Below are 23,967 nucleotides of genomic sequence, written 5' to 3'. Positions count from 1 at the left end.
GCGCCTGCGCGCACTCTGAGCCTTTCCGCGCGTCCGCTGCCTCGGATGTCACGCTCGACCGTCCGAGCGTGACATCCGCTCGTTGCGGGCCGGTACGTGCGGATCCGCCCGCGGTGTGTCCGTTCCGCCCGGTCCGTCCCTCCCTCGCAGGGCAACCGGACTCGGTAGGGTGCTCACGGCGAGGAGGAGTAATGCTGTATTCGGGGGAGTTGTTCGCGGGTTACCGGATCGAACGGGTGCTCGGCGCCGGTGGAATGGGTGAGGTCTACGTCGCCCGGCACCCGCGGTTACCGCGATCGGACGCGGTGAAGGTACTACCGGCCCAGTACGCGGCCGATCCGGAGTACCGCGCGCGCTTCGAGCGGGAGGCCGATCTGGCGGCGAGTCTGTCGCATCCGGCGATCGTCAAGGTGTACGACCGCGGCGAGTACGAGGGCCGGCTGTGGATCGCGATGGAACTGGTCGACGGCGTCGATCTCGCCCAGCGACTGGCCGCGACCGGGCCGTTCGGGATCGACGAGGTGATCCGGATCGCGGAAACCGTTGCGGGAGCGCTGGATCGCGCGAATGCGCAGGGTTTGGTGCACCGGGACGTGAAACCGGCGAACATCCTGCTGAGCCGGGACGGTGACGTGCTGCTCACCGATTTCGGCATCGCCCGGCAGGCCGCGGGCGCCTCCGATCTGACCGGAACCGGTGTCATGATCGGCACCCTGAACTATGCGTCGCCGGAGCAACTGAGTGCGCAACCGCTGGACGGACGCAGCGACCAGTATTCGTTGGCATGCACCATCTTTCACGTGCTCACCGGTGACGCGCCGTTCGCGGACACCAATCCCGTCGTGGTCGTCACGCGGCATGCCACGGCCACGCCACCGAGCGTGCGGACGGCCCGTCCGCACCTGCATCCGGACGTCGACGCGGTTCTCGCCCGGGCGATGGCGAAGCGACCGGAGGCACGGTTCGCATCGTCGTCGGAGTTCGCGGCGGCGCTGGGTACGGCCTTGCGGGCCGCCACTGCCGCTGCGCCGCACGGCGATCCGCAAGCGGCGATCGCGACCGTGCTCGCCGGACAGTCCGTCCCGTCGCGGGGCCGGTCGGAAGCACAGGCCGAACCACCGACGGTGCTACCGCGAACCGGTGCGCCGTCGAGTGGAATCCGGTGGGGCGCAGGTGCCGCGGTCGTGATCGTGATCGCGATCGTGACGGTTTTCGTGCTGCGGTCGGCCGGCTCCGATGAGGTCGGTCCGACCGATGCCGCCCGGGTGCCGGCCCGGATCGAGGTCACCCCGCAGAGCCCGGATCTTGGTGCCGAACCTACCGGGAAGCGGTGGTCGGCCGACGGGGCGGAGCTCCCGATCGGCGGCACCGACAAGGTGGTGCTCTACAACGGCGCCGAGAAACTCGACATCATCGACGTGGAGTCGGGCGCGCTGTTGCACAGCGTCGGTGTGGGCTACATCTCCTACGCCGAGTGCGTCTTCACGGCCTCGGGCCGCTACGCGGGCTGCCGTACGGAGGCTGGGGACAGCGCCGCCGGGACCCGGGACGTGAATTCGGATTCGTACGCGACGCTGCTCATCGATACGCGGACGGGCGTGATCTCCGGCCGCCTGCCGGCCGCCACCGAAATCGTCTCCGCAGGAGAAACATTCGCCACGTTCGAACCCGAGCGCGAAGGGGCCGGGACGGGTTCGGTCATCGCCGCGGACGTCACCGGCAAGGTGCTCTGGCAGGCCGACGACATTCAGCCGGGTCTGGTCCACGGTTCCGGTGTGCTGTCGCTGCAGAAGAATCCCGTGTCCGGTGATCCGTTCTCGAAGGCCGGTTTCGAATTGCGCAATATCGAAACCGGCAAGGTCGTGTATCAACTCGCCCCGGACCACGTTCAGCCGCATACGGTGTGGGCTCCGGACTGGCTCGCGTACTCCGGCGGATTCGCGATCGGTGCGGACTTCTTCGCTCTCGACGGAACGAAGCGCGCCAGTGCCGGTGCCGGCTGGCGGGTCGTGGCGAGCCAGCCGTATGCCACCCAGGGTGACGATCCGGCGCCGAACGGCAATGACAAGCGCTACGCCGAACCGGACACGGCCCCGGCGCTGCCGGTCATGATGAACCGCGGCATGCTCGCCGCCTTCGATCCCGCGACCGGGTCCATGCTCTGGTCCAGGCAACTGCCGAAGGAAGCGAGTTACGGCCACGGTGTCTCCGTCGCCGGAATCGGCAGCAAAATTCTCATTCGCTGGGACACCACCACGAAATCCGGCTCCGACTACCTCGAGAACAGATACAAGCTCGCCTACGCCTGGTTCGACGCGTACACGGCCGAGGGCGGTGTACTGCCGGACAACCAGGTCCCCTGGGCCACCGATGGAACACGGGTGATCACCGTCGCGCGTGGTGGTCAGGGCGGGATCACCGTCGTCGCCGCCGGAAAGAATCAGCAACCGGTGTGGTCACTCGACTTCGGCAGCAGCCCGATCCGGACCTTCGCCGGGCGGGCGTATCTGGCTCACAGCCGGATCGTGTGAAACCCTCACGCCTTGGTCAGGGCGAACAGGCGCAGATCACGCGTCGTCCGGTTGCGGTAGGCGGCATAGGCCTCGGTCGTCTCCACGAACCGGTCGAAGATCCGCTGTTTCCGCACCGGATCCTCGACCAGCTGTGCGTGCACCGGAATACTTTGTCCCGCAAGGGTTATCGTCGCCTCGGGATGTGCCAGCAGGTTGGCGGTCCACGCGGGATGGCGGGCCTGACCGAAGTTGCTGCCGATCACGTACAGCGTGTCGCCGTCGTGGACGTACAGCAGCGGTGAGGTGCGCGGCTGCCCGGAGCTGCGGCCGATGGTGGTGAGCAGGACGATCGGCGCGCCGATCGGGCCGAGCACGGTGTAGCGAGCGCCGCTGCGCTGCAACACTTTCCGATCCAGCGGTGTGAGGGTACGGACCACGAGTGAACCGAATTTCGTCGCGGCGAACGCGCTCGCTGTACGTCCGAGCAGACCGGTCCGCGAACCCCACTGCCGATCCGGAAACTGTGCCGTCATGGACAGTGATCCTAAGGCTCTCGTCGCAGACGCGGGGCGAGCGGCAGCGTTACCGCCCACCGGTCCGGGCCGCGGCCACGAATTCGTATCCCTTCCGCCAGTCACCGTCACGCGGTGCGGCGAGCAGGTGCTCGACGCCCGCCTCGGCGTAGGCGTCGAACAATTCCCGGGCTTCGCCGAGGTCGGCGGGCAACGGCGTGACGACGGAGACGGTGGGTGTGCTGCGCCCGAACGTCGCGGCGAATTCGGTCAATTCCTTGGTGGCAGTGGCGACATCCTGCGGCGCGAGGCCGATCGCGAGCCAGCCGTCGGCGAATTCGGCCGCACGGCGCCGGGCGCGCGTTCCGTCACCGGCCACCAGAACCGGCGGAACCGTCGCGCCGGGAGAGAGCGTGACCTCGGTGCCGTCCGGCAGCACGGCGGGCCGGCCGGCGATCAGATCGGGCAGCACGCGCAGATTCTCGTCGGTGCGCCGGCCCCGGTCGGCGAACGGCAGCCCGGCCGCGCGCCAGCCGATATCGCCGTGGGCGGGATTGCCCGTGCCGACGCCCAGCAGCAGCCGATCTCCGGAGACGTACTGCAGTGCGCTGATCTGTTTGGCCGCCCACGCGGCCGGGCGCAGCGCGAGCAGCAGCACGCCGTAGCCGATGTGAATTCGTTCGGTCACCGCCGCCGCGGTCGCCAGCGTGACCGAACTCTCCAGGATCGGTGCGCTGGCGACGAGGTGGTCGGTCGACCACACCGAATCGAGTCCGGCCTCCTCGGCGAACCGCGCCGCGGCGCCGATATCGCCGAGGATCGGCCGCTGGGGATCGGGGGTGGACGTGGGAAGGAAGGTGCCGAGTCGCATGACGACGAGCCTATGGGCGGATCCTGAGCCGCTGAATGGTCGAGAAGCGCAAGAGCATGTCCGCAACGCTCATCCGGTCGATCTGTCCTCAACGCAACAGGGAGACTCCGTCGCGGCCCGTGGGTGACCTCGACCTCTCCGGGCGGAACCAACCGGTGGCACGGGACGGGGGTTGCCGGCCACCGGTTGCCGCGGGGACCGGCGGCGATCCTGATAGCTTCCCGGGTGTGATTTCGCCGGCACCGGCCGCGCGGACGATTGCGGGCACATACCCGCTCACTAAGCTCGAGACCATGGCCGAACCCGCACCGTCCACCGTGTACATCGCGTCACTGGAAGGTGACACCGGCAAATCCACCGTGGCGCTGGGCATGCTGCAGATGCTCTCGGCGACGACGCCGCGGGTGGGCGTCTTCCGGCCGATCACCCGGTCCAACCGCGGCCGCGACTACATTCTCGAGCTGCTGCTCGAACACTGCACCGCCGATATCGACTACGAGCAGGCGGTCGGGGTCACCTACGAGCAGGTGCACGCCGATCCCGACGCCGCGATCAGCGAGATCGTGATGCGGTTCCACGAGGTCGCCAAGGTCTGCGACGCCGTGGTGGTGATCGGCAGCGACTACACCGATGTCGCCGGGCCGAGCGAACTGCGCTACAACGCCCGCATCGCGGTCAACCTCGGCGCGCCGGTGCTGCTGGTGCTGCGCGGGGCCGGGCGCAGCCCCGAGGACGTCGTGCAGGTCGCCCGGGTGTGCGAAGCGGAACTCGAACACGAGCACGCCCAGCTGATGGCGATCATCGTCAACCGCTGCGATCCCGAGCGGCTCGAAGACGTGCGGGACGCGATGGGTGTGCTGCCCTGTCCGTCGTGGACGATGCCGGAGGTGCCGCTGCTCACCGCGCCGACCATGAACGAACTGTGTGAGGCCATCGACGGCACCGTCTATTCGGGCGATCCGGAACTGCTGCAGCGCGAGGCGCTGAAGGTGATGGTCGGCGGGATGACCGCCGAGCACATTCTGGAGCGGCTCAGCGACGGCGTCGCGGTGATCGTGCCGGGCGACCGTTCCGACGTCCTGCTGTCGCTGGTGAACGCGCACGAGGCGGAGGGATTTCCGTCGTTGTCGGGCATCATCATGAACGGTGGCATGTTGCCGGATCCGGCGATCGCGCGCCTGATGGCGGGCCTCAAGCCCAAACTGCCCATCCTCACCACCCAACTGGGCACGTTCGACACCGCCAGCGCCGCCGCGCACACCCGCGGGCGGGTCTCGCTCAGCAGTATGCGCAAGGTCGACACCGCGCTGGCGCTGATGGAGCAGCGGGTGGACAGCCGGAAGTTGTTGAATCTGATCGAAGTTCCGGTGCTCTCGGTGGTCACGCCGCAGATGTTCGAATATCAGCTGGTGGAACGGGCTCGCGCCGATCCGCGCCGGATCGTGTTGCCCGAGGGCGACGACGATCGCATCCTGCGGGCGGCCGGGCGCGTGCTGCAACGCAAGATCGCGGAGCTGACCATCCTCGGTGACGAGGCCACCGTGCGCGCCCGCGCGGCCGAACTCGGTGTCGACATCGATGCCGCCCAGGTGCTCGATCCGCGCACCAGCGAGTTGCGCGCGGAGTTCGCCGAGGAATTCGCGCGGCTGCGCGCGCACAAGGGGATGACGGTCGAGCGCGCCCGCGAATTCATGGCCGACATCTCGTATTTCGGCACCATGATGGTGCATCGGGGCATCGCCGACGGTATGGTCTCCGGCGCCGCGCACACCACCGCGCATACGATCCGGCCCTCATTCGAGATCATCAAGACCGAACCCGGCGTCTCGACGGTGTCGAGTGTCTTCCTGATGTGCCTGGCCGACCGCGTGCTGGCCTACGGCGACTGCGCGGTGGTCCCGGATCCGACCTCCGAACAACTTTCCGATATCGCGATCTCCTCCGCCCGCACCGCAGAGCAGTTCGGGATCGAGCCCCGGGTGGCGATGCTGTCGTACTCGACGGGTGAATCCGGCTCCGGCGTCGACGTCGACAAGGTCAGGGCCGCAACCGAACTGGTGCATCGGCGGGCGCCGCAGCTGCCGGTGGAGGGGCCGATCCAGTACGACGCCGCGATCGAACCGACGGTCGCGAGCACCAAATTGCCCCATTCCGATGTCGCCGGGCGCGCGACGGTGTTCATCTTCCCGGACCTCAACACCGGTAACAACACCTACAAGGCCGTGCAGCGCAGCGCGGGCGCGGTCGCGATCGGGCCGGTGTTGCAGGGATTGCGCAAACCGGTCAACGATCTGTCGCGCGGAGCGCTCGTGGCCGACATCGTGAACACCGTGGCGATCACGGCGATCCAGGCGCAGAAGCAGGAGGCACGGTGAGCGACACTCGCACAGCGGCTCGCCGTGCCGACCGGGTGCGGGTGCGCCGCAGGACTCAGGAGGGCTGATGCAGGTACTGGTGATCAATTCGGGGTCGTCGTCGATCAAATATCAACTGCTGGATCCGGTTTCGGCGAATGTGTCGGCCTCCGGCCTGGTGTCGCGCATCGGGGAAGCGGTGTCCGAGGACGAGGTCACCGTCGAACATCACAGTGACGGAAAGGAATTCGAGCACACCGGGCCGATCGCCGATCACGCCGCGGGGCTGCGGGTGGTGTTCGACCTGTTCGCCCGCAGCGGTCACCATCTGAGCGGAGCGGGGCTCTCGGCGGTCGGCCATCGGGTCGTGCACGGCGGCGAGATCTTCTACGAACCGACCCTGATCACCGATGCCGTGGTGGAATCCATCGACAAGCTGTCCACCCTGGCGCCACTGCACAATCCGGCCAACGTCACCGGTATCCGCTCCGCGCGCGACCTGCTGCCCGATATCCCGCAGGTCGCGGTGTTCGACACCGCCTTCTTCCACGGACTGCCCGACGCCGCGAAGACCTACGCGATCGACGCGACGGTCGCCGCCGCGCACGGCGTCCGGCGCTACGGGTTCCACGGCACCTCGCACGAGTATGTGTCCGGGCGGGTGTCGGAACTGCTCGGCGGCGATCCGGCCACGCACAACCAGATCGTCCTGCATCTGGGTAACGGCGCCTCGGCGTCGGCGATTCGCGGCGGCCGGGCCGTCGACACCAGCATGGGACTGACGCCGCTGGAGGGGTTGGTCATGGGCACCCGATCCGGCGATATCGACCCGGGCATTCCACTGCATCTGGCGCGGACCGCGGGGCTGGATATCGACGGCATCGATGAACTGCTCAACCGCCGCTCCGGCATCAAGGGACTCTCCGGGGTCAACGACTTCCGGCAGCTGTTCGACCTGATCGATTCCGGGGATGCCGCGGCGCGGCTGGCCTACGACGTCTACGTGCATCGGTTGCGCCATTACATCGGCGCCTATCTGGTGGATCTGGGCCGGGTCGACGCGATCACCTTCACCGCCGGGGTGGGGGAGAACAACGCGCAGGTGCGCGCCGACGCGCTGGCCGGCCTGGAACGCTTCGGCATCGCGGTGGATCCCGCACGCAATGCCGCGAAAGACCGTGCGGCGCGCCACATTTCGCCGCCCGGCGCGGAGGTCGCCGTGCTGGTGGTGCCGACCGACGAGGAATTGGCCATCGCCCGGGCGGCCGCCGCACTGGTGGGCTGAACCGGGCTCAGAACCAGCTCTTGGCGCGGATCGCGTTCGCCAGATCCACCAGCGCGTACCGGTGCGTCCGGCCGGGGGCGGTGCGGGCCAGTGCGCGCAGCCCGGATTCGATCCCCCGGCGCATCCCGCGTTCGGTGAACGGCTGCCCGAGCAGGGTGCTGCCGGAGGTCCGTGGGCGGTGGCCGGCCTGCAGCCACGCCAGCGCGGTGCCCAGAACCAGGACCCGCAACTGCGCGACCCGTCGTTCCGCCGCGGGCAGGGCCTGCAGCCGTGCGGCGGCGACGTGCAGGGTGGACTCCTCCAGCCGATCGGTGTCGACGTGCGCGTGTTGCTGTATCTCGCCGTCCTCGGGCTGCGAATCGCCGGGCTCGGCGGGTTGTGCGGTGAGGAGTAGCAGGACCGCCGTCAGCCGCGCCTCGGTGTAGTGGCGGGAGGCGGAGGGAACGTCGTCCAGGGCCGCGACCGCGGCGGCGACCCGGCCGTCGGCGGCCAACTGCCGTGCGAGCCCGAAGGCGGCGCTCACCACGCCGCGGTCGGTCCGCCACACCGTGGCGTAGAACTTCTCGGCGCACTGCCGCCACTGCGCGGGATCCGGCGAATCCCACTGTTGCAGCACCAGTTCCGCGGTCGCGGCGATGGCGAGTTTGGGCGCGATCTCCCCCGGCAGCGCGCACAACACCGCGTCGAAACTGTCGTAGGCGCGTTCGTAGTCCTGCTCGCGCAGCGCGATCAGACCCTCGAACCAGTCGGTGCGCCAATCGTGTTCGCCCAGGTTGTCCAGCAGCTCGCGGGCCGCGCCCGGCTGGTCGAGGTCGAGATGGACGCGAACCTCGGCCAGGGTGGCCTCGGCGGCGAAACTGTCCGGCGCACCACCCGGTGAGGTCTCGGCTCGCCGCCGCGCGGCCCGCACCGCGTCGAGGGCGTGTTCCGGTTCGGAGTGCGCGGTTCCGGCCAGCAGTGCGGCCGACGGATCGGCCGGATCGATCAGCGGGACCGGCAGGGCGGCGGCGATATCGCGGGCGGTGAGGTTCTTGCCCCGGACCACGCCGTCGGCGTAGACATCGGTCTGGCCGATCAGCTCGTCGGTGCCGAAACTGGTGCGCGGCGGACTGAACAGCGTCGACAGCTGCGGATGTTCGATACCGGTCTCGGCGGCCAAGATTTCGCGCAGCACACCCGCCAGCTGGGTGGACATCACCCGGGCCGACGGGAACCGGCGATCCGGATCGGGATCGGTCGCGGTCAGCAGCAGCCGATGCAGGGATTCGTAGCGAGCCAGGACCGGTTCGGCATCCGGATGCGCAATGCCGTCGGTGTAGCGGCCGGCGACCATCGGGATGTTCACGGTCAGCACCGCCAAAGTGCGGCCGACGGTGTAGATGTCGGTGGCGGCGGTGGGGCCGGTGGCGGCGATCTCCGGCGCCTGGAAACCCTTGGTGCCGTAGAGATTTCCGTAGGAGTCGAAGGGTGCCGTCGCGCCCAGGTCGATCAGTTTCACCTGATCCTCGGTGACCATGATGTTGTCGGGCTTGAGGTCGTTGTAGGCCAGCTCCAGCGCGTGCAGATATTCCAGCGCGGGCAGGATCTCCAGGATGTAGGCGATCGCTTCCGGCACCGGCATCCGCTCCGGCCGCGGATGGGTGTCGAGCAGATCGCGCAGCGAGCGACCGCCCACATACTCCATGACGATGTAGCCGATCGGCGAGCCGCCCGGACCCGGATGTTCGACGAAGTTGTGGATCTTGACGATGCTCGGATGGGCCAGTTCGGCCAGATATCGGCGTTCGGCCACGGCGACGGCCTGAGCCTCGGCATCCCCGCCGTGCAACAGGCCCTTCAACACGACCCAGCGGTCGCTGACATTGCGGTCGATCGCGAGGTAGATCCAGCCCAGCCCGCCGTGCGCGATGCAGCCCTGAATTTCGTACTGCCCGGCGACGCGATCGCCGGCCCGCAGATACGGGCGGAAATCGTAGCGGGCGCCGCAGTGGCCGCAGCTGCCGACGGCCGTGGCGGCGTGCGCGGCGGTGGTGCGCCCGACCGGCCGGCCGCAGCGCCAGCAGTACCGCCGTCCCTCGGACACCACCGGGTCGGCGAGGACGGCCACCATCGGATCCAGTTGTGGCACAGTGGGAATCGGCACCAGACCGGCGCCCAATCGACGGACCGTGGGGCGGGAGCGGACCGTGCGGCCGCTGCGTCCGGTGGGGCGACTCGGCTCACTCGCAGACGACGAGGTGTCGGAACCTCCGGTGCCGGTCGGGGTGGCGACGGTGCCGGTGAAAGGCGTTGCGGCCGTGGGTGCGTCGGCTCGCTGCGTGCCGGGGATGTTTTCCGTCCCGGGGGTGTGCTGGACCTCCTGGGTGCGGGGGTTGTGCCGGGGCCCTGCGGTGTGACGGGTGCCTGGTGTGCGCTGCGTGCCCGGGCTGTGTTGCGTGCCGGGGGTGTTCCGCGGCCCTGAGGGGCGCTGAGTTCCCGGGGTGCGCTGGGTCTCGGCAATGTGCTGGGCCTCGGGGTGGTGCTGTGTCCCGGGAGTCCGCTGGGTCCCCGGCAGTTCCGGGGCGCGGCGGGGCTGCGGTGTCGTCGGATTGTCGCCGGCATCCGGGGTGGAGGTGAGCGATGTCGGCGGTGGATCGGATTCGGAGAATGCGTGGTGCTCGGACATGGATCAGTCCCGATAGGTCGGTTCCGGCGGTCCGGCCGCGGGACCCAGCGCGGGCGCCAGCCAATGCTGATAGAGCCGATCCCAGGTGCCGTCGGTGCGCAACCGCTGCAGGGTGGCGTTCACGAATCGGACCATATCGTCGTTACCCTTCGGAACGCCGACGCCGTACGGCTCGTCACTGAGGGCGGGGCCCACCACCTCGGCGTACGGGTCCTGCGCCGCCAGCCCGGCGAGCAGCGCGTCGTCGGTACTGATCGCGTCGACCTGGCGCTGCTGCAATACCACCAGGCAATCCGCCCACGTCGGCACGGTCATGATCGAGGCCGTCGGCTGGATGTGCCGAATCCGGTCGAGCGAGGTGGTGCCGCCCACCGCGCAGACGCGCTTACCGCCCAGATCCGCCATCGAGGTGATGCCGGATCCCTTCACCGCCAGGACGCGCTGATGCGACATCAGGTAGGTGGTGGAGAAATCGACGCGCTGGCGTCGATCGCAGGTGATGGTCATGGTCTTCACCACGACATCGACGCTGTGATCCTGCAGTGCCCGTTCACGATCCGCCGAACCGAGGATCCGGTATTCGATGCGGCGCGGATCGCCGAACAGATCGCGCGCGATCTCGGTGGCGACGTCGACGTCGAAGCCGGCGAGGGTGCCGCTGATCGGATCGCGGAAGCTGAACAGATTGCTGCCGGGGTCCAGGCCGACCAGCAATCGTCCGCGCGCGCGGACGGCGTCGAGTGCGGGCCCGTGGTCGGCGCCGGGACGAAGGCTGGCGGTGGGATTACCGCATTGCGATTCGAGATCCGGGGATGCGCCCGACTGCGGTTGTGTCACAACGGCATTGGCGGGCAGAGGCGGTTCGGTGTAGGTGCCGCTGCCGCCGGTGCGCGGGGTGCTCGGCGCACCGCCGCAGCCGCCGGCCAGCAGGGCCGATGCCGCCAATGCCGCTGCCGCGACCCGCCTCGCCCTCATCGGTACTCCCTCAAACGCGGCCACAGCCCGGCCACCACGAACACCGCCGCCAGCGCGGCCAGGGTGAGTGCGCCCGGGGCCAGGAAATCCAGCGACCGCGCGGCATCGGATATCTCCCCGCGCAACGTATTTCGTGTTTCACCCATACCGGCGGCGAGCGCGCTGTCGAGGGTGTCGACCGCCGCGCTGGCCTGCGCCGGATCCGCGCCGATCGCCACGGCGGTGGCTGCCGGGAAATCCCCGCGGCCCAGCGCGTCGTTCATCCGCTGATGCGCCGAGCGCCAACGGCCCAGTGCCGCATGGGCATTGCGCACATCGTCGGCGCCCGGTGCGCCGCCGGGATAGTGGGTGAGCAGATCGTCGAGCCGCGCGGTAGCGGTGTCGTAGGTGTGGTCGTAGTCGCCGCTGGCATCGCGGCGCACCAATTTCAGCGTCTCCGCCGCCCGCGCCTGCTGGGCCAGGATGCGGCTCTCGGTCAGCTGGGCGCCCGGCACCGCGCCGTTGTCGCGTCCCGAGGTGGTCGCCACCGCCGAGAACGATCCGGCGATCACCGTCCAGGCCAGCAGGATCAGCAGAATGCCGGAGGCCACCAGCAGACCCGGATTGAGCACCCGATGCCAGCGCCGGGCCAGATAGAACTGCGCCGTCACCAGTGCGGCGAGGGTCAGGATCGGCAGTACGATCGCCGCCCACGGCGGCCGCACGTGCTGGCGCTGGGTCGCCGCGATCGCCGCGGACCGGTGCTCCTGCAACTCCTGCGCGGTCGGGAGCATGGTGGTCTGCATGAGATTCGACGCCTCGCTCAGATAGGCGGCGCCGACGGGATGGCCTTCGCGATTGTTGGCGCGCGCGGTCTCGACGAGCCCGGTGTAGACCGGCAGCTCGGTGGCCACACCGGTGCGCAGCCGGGTGTCGGCGTCGGGGGTGGCCGAGCCGGGCGTGCCGGCGTTGTCGGATTGGGCCACGAGTTCCGCGGCTGCCTCACCGACCGCCTGGTCGTAGCGATCGCGCACCGGTTTCGGCTCCAGCCCGCCGGAGATGAAGGCGGTGCCGGCGGCGGCATCGGCCACCGACAGCGAGGTGTACAGATGCTGTGCGGAATTGGCGTCCGGTTCGGCCTCGTCCAGCAGATAGTCCAGGGCGTGCTGGCGGTGGCCCACCTCACCGGAGGTGACGGCGCCGGCGATCAGGCACAGGCCGAGCAGTAACAGGCCCAGCGCGATCAGCCGGGCGGGGGACGAGCGCGCGAACGCGCGGACATCGGTCGCGTCGAGCCGGCTGCGCACGGCGGCAGCCGCGGCCCGCGGGGACAGCTCGTCGAGCTGCGAATGCCCGATTCGAGCCATGCCCACCTCCGTTCGTTCAGCGGGTTGCATTGTGCGGACTGAGCTTATTGTGGTCGTACCGGTACCGCCCGATATGTGTCGGTCACGACGGCGGTACCGGAGGCCGGCGGTCAGGACGCCGGCGCGGATCGGGACGAGGCGGAGCATGCGCGGTGACGGAGACGGCTTCTTGGAAAGCCCCGATGGGACGCGGCAGTGGGGCCTGTTCGGGGCCGCCGGACTGCTGCTGCGGGCACCCCGGCAGGGCGGCGGCGCATTGGTGCTGCTGCAACACCGGGCGCCGTGGAGCCATCAGGGCGGAACGTGGGCGCTGCCCGGTGGTGCGCGCGACAGTCATGAGACCAGCGTGCACGCTGCGGTCCGTGAGGCGCAGGAAGAAGCCGGAATCGATCCGGAGGCGGTTCGGGTGCGCGGCAGCCGGGTGACGAGTACCGCGGATTCCGGCTGGACCTACACCACCGTGGTCGCCGATGTGTCGGAAACCTTGGCGACCACCGCGAATCGCGAAAGCGCGGAGCTGGCGTGGGTCCCCGAGGAGGAGGTCGACGCCCGGCCGTTGCATCCCGGATTCGCCGTCGCGTGGCCCGGGCTGCGGGCATCCGCGGCCCGGCTCGAACTGGACGGACTGGCCGAGGCGGCCGCCATCGCGGCGGTGCTGCCGCGCACGATCGACCTCGCCGATCGGGGTTTCCTGTGGCTCGACACCCACGATGCCGCCGCGCCGACCGCCCGGATCGCGCAGCGCGAGAACGGATCCGGTGCGTACGCGCGGTACGAGGAAACGGTGGTGCTGACCCTGGACCAGGTACTGGACTGAACGCCGTATGTGAATAGCCGTGTCCTCCCCCTGTGTACGGCTGTGGATCAGTTCGCCGCGTTCTCCAGCAACCGCTGTTTGAGTTCGCGGGCGGCGGCCTGAGGGTCGCGCGCCGCGGTGATGGCACGCACCACGACAACCCGGTCGGCACCGGCCGCGAGTACCTCCGGCAGGCGATCGCGATCGATTCCGCCGATCGCGAACCACGGCCGGGTCGGATGCGACTCCGCGGTCGAGCGCACCAATTCGATGCCCGCCGCGGTACGGCCCGGTTTGGTCGGCGTATTCCACACCGGCCCGGTGCAGAAGTAATCGATGTGCTCGTCGACGACCGCGAGTCCGGCCTGGTTGCGATTGTGGGTGGACCGGCCGATCACCACGTCGGGCCCGACGATCCGGCGGGCGTACCAGGGCGGCAGATCGCCCTGGCCCAGATGCAGCACATCGGCGCCGGCGGCCAGCGCGATATCGGCGCGATCGTTGACCGCGACCAGCGCGCCGTGGCGGCGGGCGGCGGCCTTCAGTTCGGCCAGCGCGCCGAGCTCGGCGCCGGCCTCGAGCGGCCCGAACTTCGCCTCGCCGGCCGAACCCTTGTCACGCAGCTGGATGATGTCGACACCGCCGGAGAGCGCCGCCTCGGCGAATGCGGCCAGATCACCGGTATCGCGCCGGGCGTCGGTGCACAGGTAGAGCCGGGCCGAGGCCAGGCGTTCGCGCGGTGCCATCGGGCGTTGCGGTTGGGACGGTTGCACGGCTTCGACCGTAGCCGCGCTACCGTGGAGAGGCGAAACAAGAGGGCATTCCCGCAGCGATGGCGGCCGCGCGGGAACGCCGATTTCCCGGTGTCGGCCGTGCACGGCGCGGTCCGTGCGAGTCCGGGACCCGAGCGAGGTGGAGTGATGCGAAGTCTGGCCGTCGTGGGTGGGGGTGTGATCGGTCTGGCGGTGGCCTGGCGGGCCGCCGAAAAGGGCTGGTCGGTGACGATTCGCGATCCCGGTGTGGGGTCCGGCGCGTCCTGGGTCGCGGGCGGCATGCTCGCTCCTCTTTCGGAGGGCTGGCCCGGCGAGGACGATCTGCTCGAATTCGGCGCCGCATCGCTGCGGCGCTGGCCCGAATTCGGCGCCCGGTTGCGGGACGCCACCGGGGTGGACGTGTTCGTGGCCCGGCAGACCCTCACGCTCGCGCTGGACGCGGCCGATGCCGCCGACCTGCGCACGATCGCCGACTTCTGCGGCACCCACGGATATGCGATGCGCGTGCTCGACCGGGCCGGGGTCCGCGCGACCGAGGCCGGGCTCTCGCGCACCGTCCGGGCCGGGCTGCTGGCCGTGGACGAACCGGCGGTGGACAATCGCCTGCTGCTCGCGGCCCTGCGTCGCGGGTGTGAACAGGCCGGTGTGCACATCGATCCCACGCCGGTGACGGCTGTGGACGAACTCGACCACGACCGGATCGTACTGGCCGCGGGGTCGGCCAGCGCCAGGCTGTGGGAGCTGCCGGTGCGGCCGGTCAAGGGCGAGATCCTGCGATTGCGCCGGCGCCCGGGCACCCCGCCGCCGCCGTCCTCGGTGATCCGCGCGCGGGTGCACGGCCGCCCGGTCTATCTGGTCCCGCGCGCCGACGGCCTGGTGGTCGGCGCCACGCAGTACGAGGCCGGATTCGACACCACCGTGACCGTGGCCGGGGTCCGCGATCTGATCGCCGACGCGGAAGCGGTCTGGCCCGCCCTCGGCGAATACGAACTGGCGGAGGCCGCCGCGGGCGGGCGTCCCGGCACCCCCGACAATCTGCCGCTGATCGGATGGCTCTCGGATCGGGTGATCGCCGCCACCGGGCACGGTCGCAACGGCATCCTCGGCGCACCGATCACCGTCGACGCGGTGGCGGCGCTGCTGGCGGACGACGTGCTCGCCGAGGCGAAGGCCGCCGACCCGCACCGCTTCGCCACCGCCGAAACCGCTACTCCCGCATCATCATCAGGAGGTAATCAGTGACCGCGCAACCGAGTTCCGCGTCCCCATCGATTCCCGTCGGCGTCACGGTGAACGGCACCGATCACGTCTTCGCGGAGCCGCTCACCGTCCGGGAACTGCTCGAGCGTCTGGAACTGCCGTGCCGCGGCGTGGCCCTGGCGGTGGACGGTGCGCTGTTCCCGAAGTCGCGGTGGGACGAGCAGGTCGGCCGGGGCTGGGAGATCGAGGTCCTGACGGCGGTGCAGGGTGGCTGACATCGCGGGCGCCGACATTCCGGGCACAGGATCACGGCCGGTCGAGCCGCTGCGGATCGCCGATCGCGAATTCGGCTCCCGGCTGATCATGGGCACCGGCGGCGCGGAGAATCTGGCGGTGCTCGAGGAGGCGCTGGTCGCCTCCGGCACCGAATTGACCACGGTCGCCATGCGCCGCATCGACGCCGCGGGTGGAACGGGCGTGCTCGATCTGCTCAAACGCCTCGACATCGCCCCGCTGCCCAATACCGCCGGCTGCCGCACCGCCGCCGAGGCGGTCCTCACCGCGCAGCTGGCGCGCGAGGCGCTGGAAACCGACTGGGTGAAACTCGAGGTCATCGCCGACGAACGCACCCTGCTGCCGGACGCCATCGAATTGGTCTCGGCCGCAGAGCAATTGGTCGACGACGGCTTCGTGGTCCTGCCCTACACCACCGACGATCCCGTCCTCGCGCGCCGCCTGGAGGATGCCGGCTGTGCCGCGGTCATGCCGCTCGGTTCGCCGATCGGCACCGGGCTGGGCATCGGCAATCCGCACAATATCGAGATGATCGTCGAGGCCGCCGGGGTTCCGGTCGTGCTGGACGCGGGAATCGGCACGGCGAGCGACGCCGCGCTGGCGATGGAGCTGGGCTGTTCGGCCGTCCTGCTGGCCACCGCCGTCACCCGTGCCCGGCATCCGGCCCGGATGGCGACGGCGATGGCCGCCGCGGTGCAGGCCGGTTACCTGGCCCGCCATGCCGGGCGTATCCCCAAGCGGTTCTGGGCCCAGGCTTCCTCACCCGCGGTGTGAACACGGGGATGTCCCCAGGTCGCGGCTGGGTGAGCCCACCGGGACCCTAGGGGTCCCCCTCATCCTCGAGGATGACCGGACTCGCGACCTGTGAGCGATGGTCGCGTGCGGCTTTCTCGGGGAGACTGGTGCCCATGATCGAATGCAGAGGTCTTACCAAGCGCTTCGGTGCGACCGTTGCCGTCGAGAACCTGTCGTTCACGGTCACACCCGGCAAGGTGACCGGGTTCCTCGGCCCGAACGGCGCCGGTAAGTCGACCACCATGCGGATGATCCTCGGCCTGGATCAGCCCACGGCCGGAACGGCGGTCATTCAGGGCAAGCGCTACCGCGAGCTGGATCATCCGCTGCGCGCGGTCGGTGCCCTGCTGGACGCCAAGTGGGTCCATCCGAACCGGTCGGCTCGCTCGCATCTGCGCTGGATGGCCGCCGCCAACGACATTCCCGCCGGCCGGGTGGAAGAGGTGCTGCGGCTGGTGGGCCTGACGGAGGTCGCCGGCAAGAAGGCCGGTGGATTCTCGCTCGGCATGTCGCAGCGGCTCGGCCTGGCCGGGGCGCTGCTCGGCGATCCGCCGGTGCTGCTGTTCGACGAACCGGTCAACGGACTGGACCCCGAGGGCATTCTGTGGATCCGGCGCTTCATGCAGCGGCTGGCCGCCGAGGGCCGCACGGTGCTGGTGTCGAGCCATCTGCTGTCGGAAATGGCGCAGACCGCCGACCATCTGGTCGTGATCGGGCGCGGGAGGCTGATCGCCGACACCGACACCAAGGACTTCATCGCGAAATCGTCGGAATCGACGGTGCGGGTGCGTAGTCCGCAATTGGACGAGCTGCGCAGTCTGCTCACCTCGAACGGGATGACCGTGCGCGAGGACGGCAGCGCGGCCGATCGGGAAGGATCGGCCGACACCGCCCCCGCGCTGGTGGTGGTCGGGGAAACCAGCGACGCCATCGGCAAATTGGCGGGCGCGAACAGCATCACCCTGTATGAGCTTGCGCCACAACAGGCTTCGCTCGAGGAGGCGTTCATGCGGATGACCGGAGGTGCGGTGCAGTACCACGGTGAGGGCGTCGAGCAGGCGATGGGAGGTGCGCTCTGATGGGTGTCGTCGCCGCGGAGCGGATCAAACTCACTTCGACCCGGTCACCGTGGTGGTGTTCGGCGATCGTCGTGGCGCTGGGCCTGGGCCTGGCCGCCCTGATCGCGGGCGTCTCGCGGGCCAGTATGGGGCACGAGAACGAATCGACGCTGACCACGTCGGGCGCCATGGTCGGTGTCTCCGGCCTCGGTGTCATGGTTCTGATGATCATGGCCGCCCTCACCGTGACCAGTGAATACCGCTTCGGCATCATCCGGACCACCTTCCAGGCGACCCCGAACCGATCCCTGGTCCTCACCACCAAGGCCCTGTTGACCGGCGCCTACGCGGCGGTGCTGACCTTCGTGCTGGGTCTGCTGGCCTACCTCATCGCGAAACCGCTGGCCGGCGACGCGGGGCGGCAGATGAGCCTGAACTCCGACGCCGATTGGCGCGCGCTCTACGGACTGGCGATCTACGCCTTCCTGGCGGTGATCCTGTCGGTCGGCGTCGGCGCCCTGGTGCGGCAGTCGGCCGCGGCGATCTCGCTGATCGTGTTGTGGCCCTTGCTGATCGAGACGCTGCTCGGTAGTTTCGGTAGCTTCGGCCGCAGCGTGCAGCCGTTCCTGCCCTTCGCCAACATCAACCGGTTCCTCGGGGAGGGCACCTCCGCGGCGCACTGGCACTGGGGGCCGTGGGGCGGACTGGTCTACTTCATCGTCTTCGTGGCGGTCGTCTTCGGTGCCGCGCTGCTCGTGGTCGACCGCCGCGACGCCTGATCCACACCCTGATACCTGCCCGTTCCCGGACGCTCACCCTCGCGAAGCCCGGGAGCGGGAGGGCGGTCCTGTCGGGGGACTGCTATCCCGGTCACAGCCGCCACTGCCCGGCGAATGTGACGATCACCGGCCCGATGTGCAGCCGTTTCGCGCTGTGCATCGGGCCGGTGTGCTGTGTGCAAAGCCTTCGTTAACAGCCCCGCTGGACCTTCCGTGTGGAAGAGCCGGTCGGTAACATCGCCCGGGCAACCAACACGTTATCCATCGGCGGACCCAGCGCTGTGCCCGCTCCGTCCGATAGAGAGGTGGCAGGTGGCGATCATTGGCTACGCTCGGGATGTGAGCGAAAGACCTTCCGGCGACGGCGAAAACGCGTCCCGCGCGGCCCGTCCCGGAGATGCGCGAAACCGCACCGGCGGTTCGGGGTCGCGTCGCAACGGCACCGCCGGTAGGCGGGGCAAAAGGGGGACCGGTTCCGGTGCGGACAACCGTCGAAACGCCGCGGCCGATCGCCGAAACGCCGCGGCCGAGGCCGGCGACACGACCCGAGCCGATACGGTGCTGCCGGTCGACCGGACCGAATCCGGCGTCGATCCCGGTGTCGATCCGGATGCCGAGATCGTGATTCCGCTCACGCCGGCCGACGAGGCCGAATCTCGCCTGCGCTCGTTCGGCCGGCGCCGATCCGATCAGCTGTCCTCGCTGATGGCCGCGGCCAATCAGCGCGCCGACGTCATCGGTGTAATTCGCAAGGCGCGCGAGAGCCTGCCCGGCGATCCCGCATTCGGCGATCCGCTGTCGCTGTCCGGCCCCGGCGGTGCGCGGGCGGTGGCCCGCGCGGCCGACAAGATCGTGGGCGACAATCCCAGCGCGGCCAAGGAGCTCGGTCTGGGCGCGCTGCAGGTCTGGCAGGCCATGCTGGAGCGCGTCGGCCGCGGGAAGGGCAGTGCGGAGATCACGGTGGTCTTCACCGACCTGGTGGCGTTCTCGCGGTGGTCGCTGTCTGCGGGTGACGAGGCGACGCTGGAGTTGTTGCGGCGGGTGGCGCGAGCCATCGAACCGCCGATCGTCGATCGGGGCGGTCAGGTCGTCAAGCGCATGGGCGACGGGGTGATGGCGGTCTTCGCCTCCCCGGACAGTGCGGTGCGTGCGGTGCTGACCGCGAAGAAGAACCTGGACCGGGTCGAGGTGGCGGGATATCGGCCGCGCATGCGGGCGGGCCTGCACACCGGGACGCCGCGCGAGATCGGCGGCGACTGGCTGGGTGTGGACGTCACCATCGCCGCCCGGGTGATGGAGGCCGGCGGCAACGGCAACACGATGATCTCGGAGACCACCCTCGAAGCGCTGGAGCCGAGCACGCTGAAGGAACTCGAGGTCGCGGCCAAGCCCTATCGGCGCAGTATGTTCGCCGCCCCGCTCAACGGCGTTCCGGAGGGGATGCGGATCTTCCGCCTCGCCGGAGACTAGGCGCCGGGCGTGCTCGGCCGGTCTACCACCAGGTGACCGCGCCGACGACCGCGAGGACCGCGCAGACGCCCAGCATCACCGACAGCACCCGAGAGTTCTTCCACATGGTGAAGGCGCCGCCGACCAGGAATCCGGCTACGGCCAGCAGGAGTGCGACGATGACGGAATTGGACACCCCGCCATCTTGCCCGGCGGCTCCCGGGCCCCGGACACCGGCCGGTGCCACTGCCTCTACCTGCGCCGTCGGCAATTAACAAGCACGCAGGCTTGATTTTTTCTGCACCCGATGTGAACCTGGAACCCGACGCAGCACAGCCGCTGCGGCAGGCACGTCGCATGAGGAGGCGCCGCGCAGATGACGAGTCTCGGCGCCGACCCGGAGGTCCTCCGGATCGGCAACTGTTCCGGCTTCTACGGCGACCGGTTGAGCGCGATGCGCGAGATGCTCGAGGGCGGGCAACTCGACGTGCTCACCGGTGACTATCTCGCCGAACTGACCATGCTGATCCTCGGCCGTGACCGGATGAAGGATCCGGCCCTCGGCTATGCCAAGACCTTCGTCCGGCAACTCGAGGACTGCCTCGGCCTGGCGCTCGAACGCGGGGTGCGCATCGTCGCGAACGCGGGCGGACTCAATCCGGCGGGATTGGCGCAGCGGCTCGCCGAGGTGGCCGACAAGCTCGGCCTCACACCGAAGATCGCCTACGTCGAAGGAGACGACCTGCTCCCGCGCGCCCAGGAACTGGGCTTGGGCGCACCGCTGACCGCCAACGCCTACCTGGGCGCCTGGGGTATCGCCGAGGCGCTGAACGCCGGAGCCGATATCGTCGTCACCGGCCGGGTCACCGACGCCTCCGTGGTCGTCGGACCGGCGGCCGCCCACTTCCGCTGGGCCCGAGACGATTTCGACGCCCTCGCCGGTGCGGTGGTCGCCGGTCACGTGATCGAATGCGGCACCCAGGCCACCGGCGGCAACTTCGCGTTCTTCACCGAGATCGAGAATCTCGACCGTCCCGGCTTCCCGATCGCCGAGATCCGCCGCGACGGCAGCAGCGTCATCACCAAACACGCGAACACCGGTGGCGCGGTCACCGTCGACACCGTCGAAGCGCAGCTGATGTACGAGATCCAGAGCGCGCGCTACGCCGGACCCGATGTCACCGCCCGCCTCGACAGCATCCGGCTCGCCACCGCCGGTGAGGACCGGGTGTCGATCAGCGGTGTGACCGGTGAGGCGCCGCCGCCGCGGTTGAAGGTTTCGCTGAACACCCTGGGCGGCTTCCGCAACGAAATGACCTTCGTGTTGACCGGCCTCGACATCGAGGCCAAAGCCGCACTGGCACAGCGGCAATTGGAGAGCTGGCTGCCGGTGCGCCCGGCCGAACTCGACTGGTCGCTGTCACGGCTGGACCGTCCCGACGCCGAGACCGAGGAACAGGCCAGCGCCCTGCTGCGCTGCGTGGTCCGCGATCCCGACCCGGACAAGGTGGGACGCGCGTTCTCCAGCGTCGCCGTCGAATTGGCGCTGGCCAGCTATCCCGGCTTCACGATGACCACGCCGCCCGGAAACGGTGCGCCCTACGGCGTCTATACCGCGGGCTATGTCGACGCGGGCGAGGTCGCGCACACCGCGGTCCTGCCCGACGGCTCGCGCGTGGCGATCGCTCCGCCCGCGCAGACCCGGGACCTGGACGAGGTGGCCGAACCCGAGCTGCCGCAGCCCCTGCCGGCGAGTGAAACACGCTGGGTCCCACTGGGTTCCATCGCTGCGGCCCGCAGCGGTGACAAGGGCGGGAACGCCAATATCGGGGTCTGGGTGCGCACCGACGATCAGTGGCGCTGGCTGGTGCACACCCTCACCGTCGACACCCTGCGGGCGCTGCTGCCGGAGACCGCGAAGCTCACCGTCACCCGGCACGTGCTGCCGAACCTGCGGGCGGTCAACTTCATCGTCGAGGACCTGCTCGGCCTCGGCGTCGCCTATCAGGCCCGATTCGATCCGCAAGCCAAGGGACTCGGCGAATGGCTGCGGTCCCGCCACATCGACATACCCGTGGAGTTACTACCGTGAGCAGTGTCTGGGATACGCCCGAGCGGCGTGAATTACGCACGACCGTCCGCGGTTTCGCCGAGCGCGAGGTGCTGCCCTACCTGGACGAATGGGAGCGTGCCGGTGAGATTCCCCGTGAGCTGCACAAGAAGGCCGGTGCGCTCGGGCTGCTCGGCATCCAGTTTCCGGAGGCGGTCGGCGGTGCGGGCGGCGACGGGATCGATGCCGCCATCGTGGCCGAGGAAATGCACTACGCCGGCTGCTCGGGCGGACTGTTCGCCTCCCTGTTCACCTGCGGTATCGCGGTGCCGCACATGGCCGCGTCCGGCAACACGGAACTGATCGAACGCTGGGTGAAGCCCACCCTGGCGGGGGAGAAGATCGGTTCACTGGCTATCACCGAACCCGGTGGCGGCTCCGATGTCGGCCATCTCACCACCAGCGCCGTGCGCGACGGCGATGACTACCTGGTCAACGGGTCGAAGACCTTCATCACCTCCGGGGTGCGCGCCGACTACGTGGTGACCGCCGTGCGCACGGGTGGCCCCGGCGCATCCGGTGTGTCGCTGCTGCTGGTGGAGAAGGACAGGCCGGGATTCACGGTCAGCCGCAAACTGGAGAAGATGGGCTGGCTGGCCTCCGACACCGCCGAACTGTCCTATGTCGACGTGCGGGTGCCGGTGTCGAATCTGGTGGGCGCCGAGAACTCCGGATTCGCCCAGATCGCACAGGCTTTCGTCAGCGAGCGGGTGGGCTTGGCGGTGCAGGCCTACGGGCACGCGCAGCGCTGCCTGGATCTGACCCTGCGGTGGTGCCGCGACCGCGAGACCTTCGGCCGCCCGCTGATCAGCCGGCAGGCCGTGCAGAACACGCTGTCGGAGATGGCTCGCCGCATCGACGTCGCCCGGGTGTACACCCGGCACGTGGCCGAACGCGCGGCGGACGGGGAAACCGATTTGATCGCCGAGGTGTGCTTCGCCAAGAACACCGCGGTCGAGACCGCGGAATGGGTTGCCCACCAAGCGGTTCAGTTGTTCGGCGGCCTGGGATACATGCGCGAATCCGAGGTGGAGCGCCACTACCGTGATGTGCGCATCCTCGGCATCGGCGGCGGCACCAACGAAATCCTGACCAGCCTCGCGGCCAAGCGATTGGGGTACCGATCTTGAGCACTCTCCGTACAGCCATCGACCCGAATTCGGCGGACTACCGCACCGCCGCCGACGCCATGACCGAGAAACTGGCCGAGGTCGAGGCCGAATACGCCAAGAACATCGCGGGCGGCGGCCCGGACAAGATGGCGCGCCACCGTAAGCGCGGCAAGCTCACCGCGCGCGAGCGCATCGAACTGCTCATCGACGAGGATTCGCCGTTCCTGGAGCTGGCGCCGCTGGCCGCCTGGGGCAGCGAATTCCACGTGGGCGCCTCGGTGATCGCCGGCATCGGCATCGTGGAGGGCGTCGAATGCATGATCGTGGCGCCCGATCCGACCGTGCGCGGCGGCACGTCGAATCCGTGGACGTTGCGCAAGAACCTGCGCATGAACGATATCGCGCTGGAGAACCGGCTGCCGGTGATCGGCCTGGTGGAATCGGGCGGCGCCGATCTGCCGACGCAGAAGGAGGTGTTCGTCCCGGGCGGTCGCATGTTCCGCGACCTCACCCGGCTCTCCGCGGCCGGAATCCCCACGATCGCACTGGTTTTCGGCAACTCCACCGCCGGCGGCGCCTACATTCCGGGCATGTCCGACTACACCGTCATGATCAAGGAACGCTCCAAGGTGTTCCTCGGCGGTCCGCCGCTGGTCAAGATGGCGACCGGCGAGGAGTCCGACGACGAATCGCTCGGCGGAGCCGAGATGCACGCTCGCACTTCGGGTTTGGCCGACTATCTCGCCGCCGACGAACAGGACGCCATCCGGATCGGCCGGTCCATCGTGCGGCGGCTGAACTGGCGCAAGACCGGGCCCGCCCCGCGTCCGCGCGCCGAGGTGATCGAACCGCTCTACGATTCCGAGGAACTGCTCGGCATCGTGCCCACCGATCTGAAGATTCCGTTCGACCCGCGCGAGGTCGTCGCCCGGGTGGTGGACGGCTCCGATTTCGACGAGTTCAAACCGCTCTACGGTTCCAGCCTGGTGACCGGATGGGCGGAGCTGCACGGCTATCCGGTCGGCATCCTCGCCAACGCGCGCGGGGTGTTGTTCTCCGAGGAGGCGCAGAAGGCCGCGC

Annotated in this window: 20 protein-coding genes; 13 read left to right on the top strand and 7 right to left on the bottom strand. The window is 69.3% G+C overall.

The window, feature by feature from the left end; all coding sequences use genetic code 11:
• The first annotated feature begins 191 nt into the window (after positions 1-191).
• Complete coding sequence (locus tag IRT45_RS33345) at positions 192-2,531, top strand: serine/threonine-protein kinase (protein ID WP_194809772.1); 2,340 nt, start codon at positions 192-194, stop codon at positions 2,529-2,531.
• A 5-nt stretch (positions 2,532-2,536) separates the two neighbouring features.
• Here IRT45_RS33345 and IRT45_RS33340 read toward each other — a convergent pair whose 3' ends face one another.
• Both IRT45_RS33340 and IRT45_RS33335 read right to left on the bottom strand, forming a co-directional pair.
• Positions 2,537-3,046 carry a nitroreductase/quinone reductase family protein gene (locus IRT45_RS33340; protein WP_194809771.1) on the bottom strand — a complete coding sequence of 170 codons (510 nt, stop codon included), beginning with the start codon at positions 3,044-3,046 and terminating at the stop codon, positions 2,537-2,539.
• A gap of 49 nt (positions 3,047-3,095) precedes the next feature.
• On the bottom strand, positions 3,096-3,896 hold the full coding sequence (locus tag IRT45_RS33335) for an LLM class flavin-dependent oxidoreductase (RefSeq protein WP_194809770.1): 801 nt from the start codon (positions 3,894-3,896) through the stop codon (positions 3,096-3,098).
• Between the two features lie 293 nt (positions 3,897-4,189).
• Between IRT45_RS33335 and pta the strand changes: the two genes are divergently transcribed.
• Positions 4,190-6,271 (top strand): phosphate acetyltransferase, encoded by a 2,082-nt coding sequence (pta, locus tag IRT45_RS33330; RefSeq protein WP_194809769.1) that lies wholly within the window; start codon positions 4,190-4,192, stop codon positions 6,269-6,271.
• A gap of 67 nt (positions 6,272-6,338) precedes the next feature.
• The gene (locus IRT45_RS33325) at positions 6,339-7,535 is read left to right on the top strand and encodes an acetate kinase (RefSeq protein ID WP_194809768.1); all 1,197 of its coding nucleotides are present in this window, start codon (positions 6,339-6,341) and stop codon (positions 7,533-7,535) included.
• 7 nt (positions 7,536-7,542) lie between these two features.
• Here the strand turns inward: IRT45_RS33325 and IRT45_RS33320 are convergent, their stop codons facing one another.
• From IRT45_RS33320 to IRT45_RS33310, 3 genes are read right to left on the bottom strand one after another with little or no spacing between them, the layout of a single operon-like run.
• Positions 7,543-10,200, bottom strand: coding sequence for a serine/threonine-protein kinase (locus tag IRT45_RS33320; protein WP_194809767.1), 2,658 nt, complete (start codon positions 10,198-10,200; stop codon positions 7,543-7,545).
• A 3-nt stretch (positions 10,201-10,203) separates the two neighbouring features.
• On the bottom strand, positions 10,204-11,175 hold the full coding sequence (locus IRT45_RS33315) for a glutamate ABC transporter substrate-binding protein (RefSeq protein ID WP_194809766.1): 972 nt from the start codon (positions 11,173-11,175) through the stop codon (positions 10,204-10,206).
• Positions 11,172-12,521 (bottom strand): hypothetical protein, encoded by a 1,350-nt coding sequence (locus IRT45_RS33310; protein ID WP_194809765.1) that lies wholly within the window; start codon positions 12,519-12,521, stop codon positions 11,172-11,174. Before IRT45_RS33310 ends, IRT45_RS33315 begins: the two co-directional genes overlap by 4 nt.
• Before the next feature lie 145 nt (positions 12,522-12,666).
• Here IRT45_RS33310 and IRT45_RS33305 point away from each other — a divergent pair, with 145 nt between their 5' ends.
• A complete protein-coding gene (locus tag IRT45_RS33305) occupies positions 12,667-13,338 on the top strand; it encodes an NUDIX hydrolase (protein ID WP_194809764.1) in 672 nt (223 codons plus the stop codon).
• Between the two features lie 47 nt (positions 13,339-13,385).
• Here the strand turns inward: IRT45_RS33305 and thiE are convergent, their stop codons facing one another.
• Positions 13,386-14,090: a thiamine phosphate synthase gene (gene thiE / locus IRT45_RS33300; RefSeq protein WP_030516618.1), complete on the bottom strand. Its 705-nt coding sequence runs from the start codon at positions 14,088-14,090 to the stop codon at positions 13,386-13,388.
• Positions 14,091-14,237: 147 nt separating this feature from the next.
• On the opposite strand from thiE, the gene thiO reads away from it, so the two are divergent.
• The 6 genes from thiO (at position 14,238) to IRT45_RS33270 (ending at position 19,686) form a co-directional block, all read left to right on the top strand.
• Positions 14,238-15,332, top strand: coding sequence for a glycine oxidase ThiO (gene thiO / locus IRT45_RS33295; RefSeq protein WP_194809763.1), 1,095 nt, complete (start codon positions 14,238-14,240; stop codon positions 15,330-15,332).
• Complete coding sequence (gene thiS / locus IRT45_RS33290) at positions 15,329-15,565, top strand: sulfur carrier protein ThiS (protein WP_194809762.1); 237 nt, start codon at positions 15,329-15,331, stop codon at positions 15,563-15,565. Before thiO ends, thiS begins: the two co-directional genes overlap by 4 nt.
• Before the next feature lie 16 nt (positions 15,566-15,581).
• Entirely contained in the window at positions 15,582-16,358 is a 777-nt protein-coding gene (locus tag IRT45_RS33285) for a thiazole synthase (RefSeq protein ID WP_194809773.1), read from the top strand.
• 134 nt (positions 16,359-16,492) lie between these two features.
• Positions 16,493-17,458: an ABC transporter ATP-binding protein gene (locus IRT45_RS33280; protein WP_194809761.1), complete on the top strand. Its 966-nt coding sequence runs from the start codon at positions 16,493-16,495 to the stop codon at positions 17,456-17,458.
• Positions 17,458-18,216, top strand: coding sequence for an ABC transporter permease (locus tag IRT45_RS33275; RefSeq protein ID WP_194809760.1), 759 nt, complete (start codon positions 17,458-17,460; stop codon positions 18,214-18,216). Before IRT45_RS33280 ends, IRT45_RS33275 begins: the two co-directional genes overlap by 1 nt.
• 705 nt (positions 18,217-18,921) lie before the next feature.
• Positions 18,922-19,686: an adenylate/guanylate cyclase domain-containing protein gene (locus IRT45_RS33270; protein WP_036506407.1), complete on the top strand. Its 765-nt coding sequence runs from the start codon at positions 18,922-18,924 to the stop codon at positions 19,684-19,686.
• Positions 19,687-19,708: 22 nt separating this feature from the next.
• Here the strand turns inward: IRT45_RS33270 and IRT45_RS33265 are convergent, their stop codons facing one another.
• Positions 19,709-19,861, bottom strand: coding sequence for a hypothetical protein (locus IRT45_RS33265; RefSeq protein WP_194809759.1), 153 nt, complete (start codon positions 19,859-19,861; stop codon positions 19,709-19,711).
• Positions 19,862-20,041: 180 nt separating this feature from the next.
• On the opposite strand from IRT45_RS33265, the gene IRT45_RS33260 reads away from it, so the two are divergent.
• The 3 genes from IRT45_RS33260 to IRT45_RS33250 all read left to right on the top strand — a co-directional run.
• On the top strand, positions 20,042-21,757 hold the full coding sequence (locus IRT45_RS33260; protein ID WP_194809758.1) for an acyclic terpene utilization AtuA family protein: 1,716 nt from the start codon (positions 20,042-20,044) through the stop codon (positions 21,755-21,757).
• On the top strand, positions 21,754-22,905 hold the full coding sequence (locus IRT45_RS33255) for an acyl-CoA dehydrogenase family protein (RefSeq protein ID WP_309241269.1): 1,152 nt from the start codon (positions 21,754-21,756) through the stop codon (positions 22,903-22,905). The genes IRT45_RS33260 and IRT45_RS33255 overlap by 4 nt, the downstream gene beginning before the upstream one ends.
• The coding region (locus tag IRT45_RS33250; protein ID WP_194809756.1) for an acyl-CoA carboxylase subunit beta at positions 22,902-23,967 on the top strand (1,066 nt) is incomplete at its 3' end. The genes IRT45_RS33255 and IRT45_RS33250, both read left to right, overlap by 4 nt.

It is taken from the genome of Nocardia sp. BSTN01, assembly GCF_015354405.1.
Classification (GTDB): Bacteria; Actinomycetota; Actinomycetes; order Mycobacteriales; family Mycobacteriaceae; genus Nocardia.
Note: the sequence above shows the minus strand (reverse complement) of the source record. Positions and strands in the feature narration are given on the sequence as shown.